Here is a 5,710-nt window from a genome sequence, read left to right as displayed (position 1 = left end):
GAGCAACGGCGCATCTGTGCGGGTGGAATATGTGGACCCGCTTTCGAATATTGGTAACGGCACCTTTCTGCAAGTGCCAATTTCGCTTTGGATTTTCGTCGCCGCCGTGCTCTTGCTCGGTTGGATTCTTAAGCGCACGCCTTTCGGCTTGCGTCTTTATCTGATGGGCACCAATCCCAAGGCCGCTTTTTATGCGGGTATTCCGCGCGCGCGTATGTTGATCGTGACGTACGGTCTTTGCGGTGTGCTTGCGTCGCTCGCGGGTCTGATCAGCGCGACGCATACGTCCAGCGCGAAATGGGATTACGGCAATTCGTATTTGCTGATCGCCATTCTTATCGCGGTGATGGGCGGCGTGAATCCTGCGGGCGGTTATGGGCGCATCGTGTGTGTGTTTCTTGCCGCCACCGTGCTGCAATTTCTGTCGAGCCTGTTTAATCTGCTTGGCGTATCGCAATTCTTTGGCGATTGTGCGTGGGGATTCTTGCTTCTTTTGTCGCTTGCGTTTGCGGGCGGCGAGCGTGTGCGCGCAATTTTCGGTATTGGCGGAGCGGCGGCTAAAGCGTCACGGCCACCGGCTTCCACGGGACGTTGATCATTCGAGAATCATTCGAACCATAAAGGTTTTAAAGGAGACAGCACCATGAAACTGAATAAGATCGGCACCGCGTTGACGGCAATTGCGCTTGCCGCAGGCGCTATCGCTGCTGCGCAAGCGGCAACGAATGAAACCATCGTGACGGTCGTCAAGGTGACGGGCATCAACTGGTTTAATCGCATGGATGAAGGCGTAAAGGAGTTCGGCAAGGAAAATCCGAACATCAACGCTTATCAGACCGGGCCGGGCCGTGCGGATGCCGCGCAACAACTCAAGATCATCGAAGATCTGATCGCCAAGAAAGTCACTGCAATTGCAGTGGTTCCGTACGATCCGCCTACGCTCGAACCAGCGCTTAAAAAGGCGATGGATCGCGGCATCAAGGTGGTGACGCACGAAGCGGACAACGCCAAGAATACGCAAGTCGATATCGAAGCATTCGACAACACCGCTTACGGCGCGGGTCTTAACGAACGTCTTGCGAAGTGTATGGGGCAGCAAGGCAAATGGGCCGTGCTGGTCGGTTCGCTTGGCAGCCGTTCTCAAGTTCAGTGGGCCGATGGCGGTATCGGCAACGCCAAGGCCAAATATCCGAAGATGGATCTGGTCGAGCCTAAGCTCGAAACGAATAATGATGGCGAGCGCGCTTATCAGGTCGCTAAAGAAGTCTTGCGCAAGCACCCGGATTTGACGGGCTTTCAAGGCTCGTCTTCGCTGGATGTGATCGGCATTGGCCGCGCGGTGGAAGAAGCGGGCAAGGTTGGCAAGATTTGCGTCTATGGCACCGGCTTACCGACCGAAGCGGCGAAGTTCCTCGAAAGCGGTGCGATCAATGGCATCGCGTTTTGGGATCCCAAGCTCGCGGGTCTGGCGATGAATAAGGTCGCGCAAATGCTGGTGGAAGGCAAGGAAGTGCAGAACGGTGCGGACCTGGGTATCACTGGTTATAACAAGGTCACGGTAAGCAAGGGTCCGGGCAAGGGTGTGATCGTGCGCGGCACCGGCTGGGTGGATGTCGATAAGACGAACTACAAGCAATACAACTTCTGATGTATCAAAGGCGCGTGTCGTTTTCTTAGCGGCGCGCGCCTAAGCCTAAGAAATGCCATGACCAAAGAGACACCGCTACTCGAAGTCGTCGATATTCATAAGCGCTTTACCGGCGTCTATGCGCTGCGAGGCGTAAGCCTGGCGTTCGAGCGAGGACAGATTTACCACTTGCTCGGCGAAAACGGCTGCGGCAAGAGCACGCTTATCAAGATTATTTCAGGCGCTCAGCCGCCTGATGAAGGCGAACTCGTTATAGAAGGGGCGCGGCATAAAAAGCTCTCGCCGCTCGAATCGCTTTCAGCGGGTATCGAAACGGTGTATCAGGATCTTTCTCTGCTCCCTAACATGAGCGTGGCGGAGAACGTCGCCTTGACGAGCGAACTCGCCGAACATGCGGGCAAGCTCGCACGTACATTCGACCGCAAGGCGCTTGCTACAACGGCTGCACGTGCATTGGAAGCCGTTGGTCTGCCGGGCGATGCTGAATTTCAGAAGACGCTCATCGAACAATTGCCTTTGGCGACACGCCAGCTCGTAGCGATTGCGCGCGCCATTGCCAGCGAAGCGAAGTTCGTCATCATGGATGAGCCGACTACATCGCTTACGCAAAAGGAAGTCGATAATCTGATCGCCGTGCTGGCCCGCTTGCGTGCGGATGGCGTGGCCGTGCTGTTCGTCAGCCATAAACTCGACGAATGTTATGCAATCGGCGGTGAAGTCATTGTGCTGCGCGATGGCCAGAAAATGGCGCAAGGCCCGATCGAAAATTATACGAAGGCGCAGATCAGCGAATTGATGACGGGCAAGCATCTGTCGACGGAACGCTATCGTGCGGAGGGTGACGAGGGCGCTTCAGAAATCGTGCTCGACGTGCAAGGCCTTGGCCGTAAAGGTCAGTTTGCCGATGTATCGTTCAAGCTGCGCAAAGGTGAAATTCTCGGTGTAACCGGTCTGCTCGATTCGGGCCGTAACGAGCTTGCACGTGCCCTTGCCGGCGTAGCCCCGGCCGACGTCGGCACGGTGACGCTCGATGGCACGCGAATCCGTCTGCAATCTCCTTCGGATGCCAAAACACAGCGCATTGGCTATGTGCCGGAAGACCGCCTGAACGAAGGGCTTTTTCTCGATAAGCCGATTCGCGACAACGTGGTGACCGCGATGATTTCGAGTCTGCGCGACCGCTTTGGACAGATCGATCGCAAGCGTGCGCAAGCACTTGCCGAACGCACCGTCAAGGATTTGCAGATTGCTACGCCCGATGTAGACAAGCCGGTTCAATCGCTTTCGGGCGGCAATCAACAACGCGTTCTGATTGGACGCTGGCTCGCAATCGATCCGCGCGTGCTGATCCTGCATGGACCGACGGTCGGTGTGGACGTGGGATCGAAGGACATTATTTACCGCATCATGCAGCGCTTATCGAAAGAGGGCATCGGCATTATTTTGATCAGCGATGACCTGCCGGAACTGCTGCAAAACTGCGATCGCATTTTGATGATGAAGAAAGGCCGTGTGGCAAGCGAATATCGCGCAGACCGCCTGAACGAAGCCGATCTTTACCACGCACTACTTTCCGAGGCAGCATGAGTATGAGCGAATCCATTCGCCGCACGGGAAACGAGACGATGCCGCAGCAAGCGGCAAGCGTCGCGCCACGCGTACGCAAAGGCAATTTATATGCGCAATTGATGCGCAATCCTGAGTGGTTCACGGTCGGCTTGATCGTGGTGACATGTCTGGTGGTCGGCGGCATCAATCCGCGCTTTTTCCAGTTCGCCACGTTGTTCGACTTGCTGCATTCGGCGACGACGGTATCGCTGTTCGCACTTGGCACGCTGGTCGTGCTGGCGTCGGGCGGGATCGATGTATCGTTCACGGCCATCGCTGCATTGACGATGTATTCGCTCACCAAAGCCGTGTTTGCGTGGTGGCCCGATTGCCCATTCTTTCTTATTCTGATTGCAGGTGCGATCGGCGGCTTAATGCTTGGCGTGATTAACGGCATGCTCGTGCATCGGCTAAAAGCGCCTTCGCTGATCGTCACCATTGGTACGCAATATCTTTATCGTGGCCTGCTGCTGACGTTCGTGGGGACGCAGTTCTTTATGAACATCCCGCATAGCATGGATACGTTTGGTCGCTTGCCGCTGTTTTTCTATCACACGTCAGACGGGCTTAGGGCTGTGTTGCCGGTGTCGGTCCTTGCGCTCGTCATCGCGGCGGTCGTGACCTGGTGGCTGTTGAATCGGACCATGATGGGACGCGGCGTTTATGCAATGGGCGGCAGTCTCGCCATTGCTGAGCGGCTCGGCTATAACCTGCGCGCGATTCATCTTTTCGTATTTGGCTATACGGGCTTGCTTGCGGGCGTTGCGGGCATTCTGCACGTATCGACTAACCGACTGGCGAATCCGTTCGATCTCGTCGGCACCGAACTGGATGTGATCGCGGCTGTAATTCTTGGCGGCGCGCGCATTACGGGCGGCACGGGAAGCGTTGCAGGCACGTTGCTTGGCGTCGTGCTGGTGACGCTGATCAATAGCGTGCTGATTCTGATCGGTGTGCCTAGCACGTGGCAAAAGGTGATTATCGGCGCGTTTATTCTGGTGGCCGGAACCTTGTTTGCGCTTGGACGTCGTCAATAATTCTTTAAGGGCGCTGCGGATTTTCTTAAGCGGCGCCCTTAAGCCTTCAAGCCCGCGCGCGAGTCGCGCGTCCTTCTTCGGTAATCACCGAATCGAACTCGGAAAGCTGTGAAAAACGCACTGCTTTGACCTTGCCGAACTTGCTTGCATCGACGACTAAATGTCGTTCCACGGCGCTGGCCATGGCGGCCTGCTTGATCGCGACTTCATGAAAATTCCAGCAGGTCACGCCGCGCGCTTCATCCACACCGCCTGCTGACATAAACGCCTTGTTGATGCCCATGCGCCTAAGGGTTTCGACGCTTTCATCGCTAGCAAAGGATTCTGAGGACGGCACATAGACGCCGCCCAGCAAAATCATTCGCACGTTGGGCTTGCGCCTTAAAATCTCTGCGACGTTAAGGGAATAGCAGACCACGGTCAGGTGCATGTCGACCGGAATTTGCCGTGCAAGCGTGGTCAGTGTGGTGCCGCAGTCGATAAAAATTGTTTCGCTATCCACCAGCAATCGCGCCGCATGATTCGATGCGATCACCTTCGCCTGCGCGAAATGATCCTTCTCTTCTTCGATGGTATAGCCTGCGGCATTGGGCAAATCCGCCGCGCTGACGATGTAGCCGCCCAGGTACGTGAACTGTCCGGGGTTCGCCGCGATATCTCGACGCACCGTCATTTCAGAGACGCCGAGCAACGCCGCGGCATCGCGCAAACGCATTACGTTTTGTTTTTCCAGCGCGCTTGAAAGTGTGCGCAGGCGATCGTTCTTGGCCATGGTGCCGGGGCGCGCAGTGTTAGGTTTTAGTCGTGCGATGAGAGAATTATAACAATGCAAGACCGCCGCTTTGTGCGTTTGCTTGTAAAAGCACGGGTAAATACGGGTGAAACGCTTGCGATTCACCGAATGTTCATGATAGAAGCATGCTCCGACGCGCATCATGCGGCGCAAAGCAATATCGAAAGGAGCTGGCGTTGAGAAGGACACCCGAAAACAAGTTGAAGGTCGTGGCGGTTCGTGTCGAGCCTGCGATCGAGCAGAGATTGCGTTTGCTGGCGGAAATCACCGGACGCAAGCAGTCGTTTTTTTTGCAGCGAATGATCGAGGAAGGAATCGCCGGAATGGAAGAGACGTGGCTGCCGCCCGAGGTGCTGGCGCAAGTGCGTGAGGGTTCTTTGCCGGTGCTGCCGCCTAAAGAGGAATCGACGCCGGACTTGTTTAGCGAATAAAAAAAGAGGAAGCGGCGCTGCTTCCTCTTTGACGAATATGCTGCCCTGCTTATATCAATCGTAGAGCACTGCTGCGATCTTCGGATCGTTCATATTGCTCTTGTCGTACCAGTAAAAACCGGTATCGACTTTCTTGGGCAATTTTTCCCCGTGGAGCGCTTTGACCGCGGAATCGACCACGCATTTGCCAATG

Annotated in this window: 5 protein-coding genes and 2 pseudogenes; 5 read left to right on the top strand and 2 right to left on the bottom strand. The window is 55.7% G+C overall.

Features of this window, described 5'->3' with window-relative positions:
• From P7F28_RS03420 to P7F28_RS03405, 4 genes and pseudogenes are all read left to right on the top strand, one after another.
• Positions 1-595 (top strand): annotated as a pseudogene (locus P7F28_RS03420) (ABC transporter permease); the annotation flags it as partial.
• A gap of 48 nt (positions 596-643) precedes the next feature.
• Entirely contained in the window at positions 644-1,648 is a 1,005-nt protein-coding gene (locus tag P7F28_RS03415) for a substrate-binding domain-containing protein (RefSeq protein WP_277183034.1), read from the top strand.
• A 57-nt stretch (positions 1,649-1,705) separates the two neighbouring features.
• Positions 1,706-3,235: a sugar ABC transporter ATP-binding protein gene (locus tag P7F28_RS03410; protein ID WP_277183033.1), complete on the top strand. Its 1,530-nt coding sequence runs from the start codon at positions 1,706-1,708 to the stop codon at positions 3,233-3,235.
• Positions 3,236-3,237: 2 nt separating this feature from the next.
• A complete protein-coding gene (locus P7F28_RS03405; RefSeq protein WP_370467230.1) occupies positions 3,238-4,293 on the top strand; it encodes an ABC transporter permease in 1,056 nt (351 codons plus the stop codon).
• A 46-nt stretch (positions 4,294-4,339) separates the two neighbouring features.
• Here the strand turns inward: P7F28_RS03405 and P7F28_RS03400 are convergent, their stop codons facing one another.
• The gene (locus tag P7F28_RS03400) at positions 4,340-5,065 is read right to left on the bottom strand and encodes a DeoR/GlpR family DNA-binding transcription regulator (protein ID WP_277183040.1); all 726 of its coding nucleotides are present in this window, start codon (positions 5,063-5,065) and stop codon (positions 4,340-4,342) included.
• 197 nt (positions 5,066-5,262) lie between these two features.
• Between P7F28_RS03400 and P7F28_RS03395 the strand changes: the two genes are divergently transcribed.
• Positions 5,263-5,517 carry a hypothetical protein gene (locus tag P7F28_RS03395; RefSeq protein WP_277183032.1) on the top strand — a complete coding sequence of 85 codons (255 nt, stop codon included), beginning with the start codon at positions 5,263-5,265 and terminating at the stop codon, positions 5,515-5,517.
• Between the two features lie 54 nt (positions 5,518-5,571).
• Here P7F28_RS03395 and P7F28_RS03390 read toward each other — a convergent pair.
• Positions 5,572-5,710, bottom strand: a pseudogene (locus tag P7F28_RS03390) (BMP family ABC transporter substrate-binding protein); the annotation flags it as partial.

Origin of the sequence: Caballeronia sp. BR00000012568055, from assembly GCF_029439455.1 — a bacterium.
Lineage (GTDB): Bacteria > Pseudomonadota > Gammaproteobacteria > Burkholderiales > Burkholderiaceae > Caballeronia.
Note: the sequence above shows the minus strand (reverse complement) of the source record. Positions and strands in the feature narration are given on the sequence as shown.

Bases quoted from the DNA above. Each gene is read 5' to 3' on its own strand.
- P7F28_RS03415 (WP_277183034.1), top strand. From the start codon at position 644: ATGAAACTGAATAAGATCGGCACCGCGTTGACGGCAATTGCGCTTGCC.
- P7F28_RS03410 (WP_277183033.1), top strand. From the start codon at position 1,706: ATGACCAAAGAGACACCGCTACTCGAAGTCGTCGATATTCATAAGCGC.
- P7F28_RS03405 (WP_370467230.1), top strand. From the start codon at position 3,238: ATGAGCGAATCCATTCGCCGCACGGGAAACGAGACGATGCCGCAGCAA.
- P7F28_RS03400 (WP_277183040.1), bottom strand. From the start codon at position 5,065: ATGGCCAAGAACGATCGCCTGCGCACACTTTCAAGCGCGCTGGAAAAA.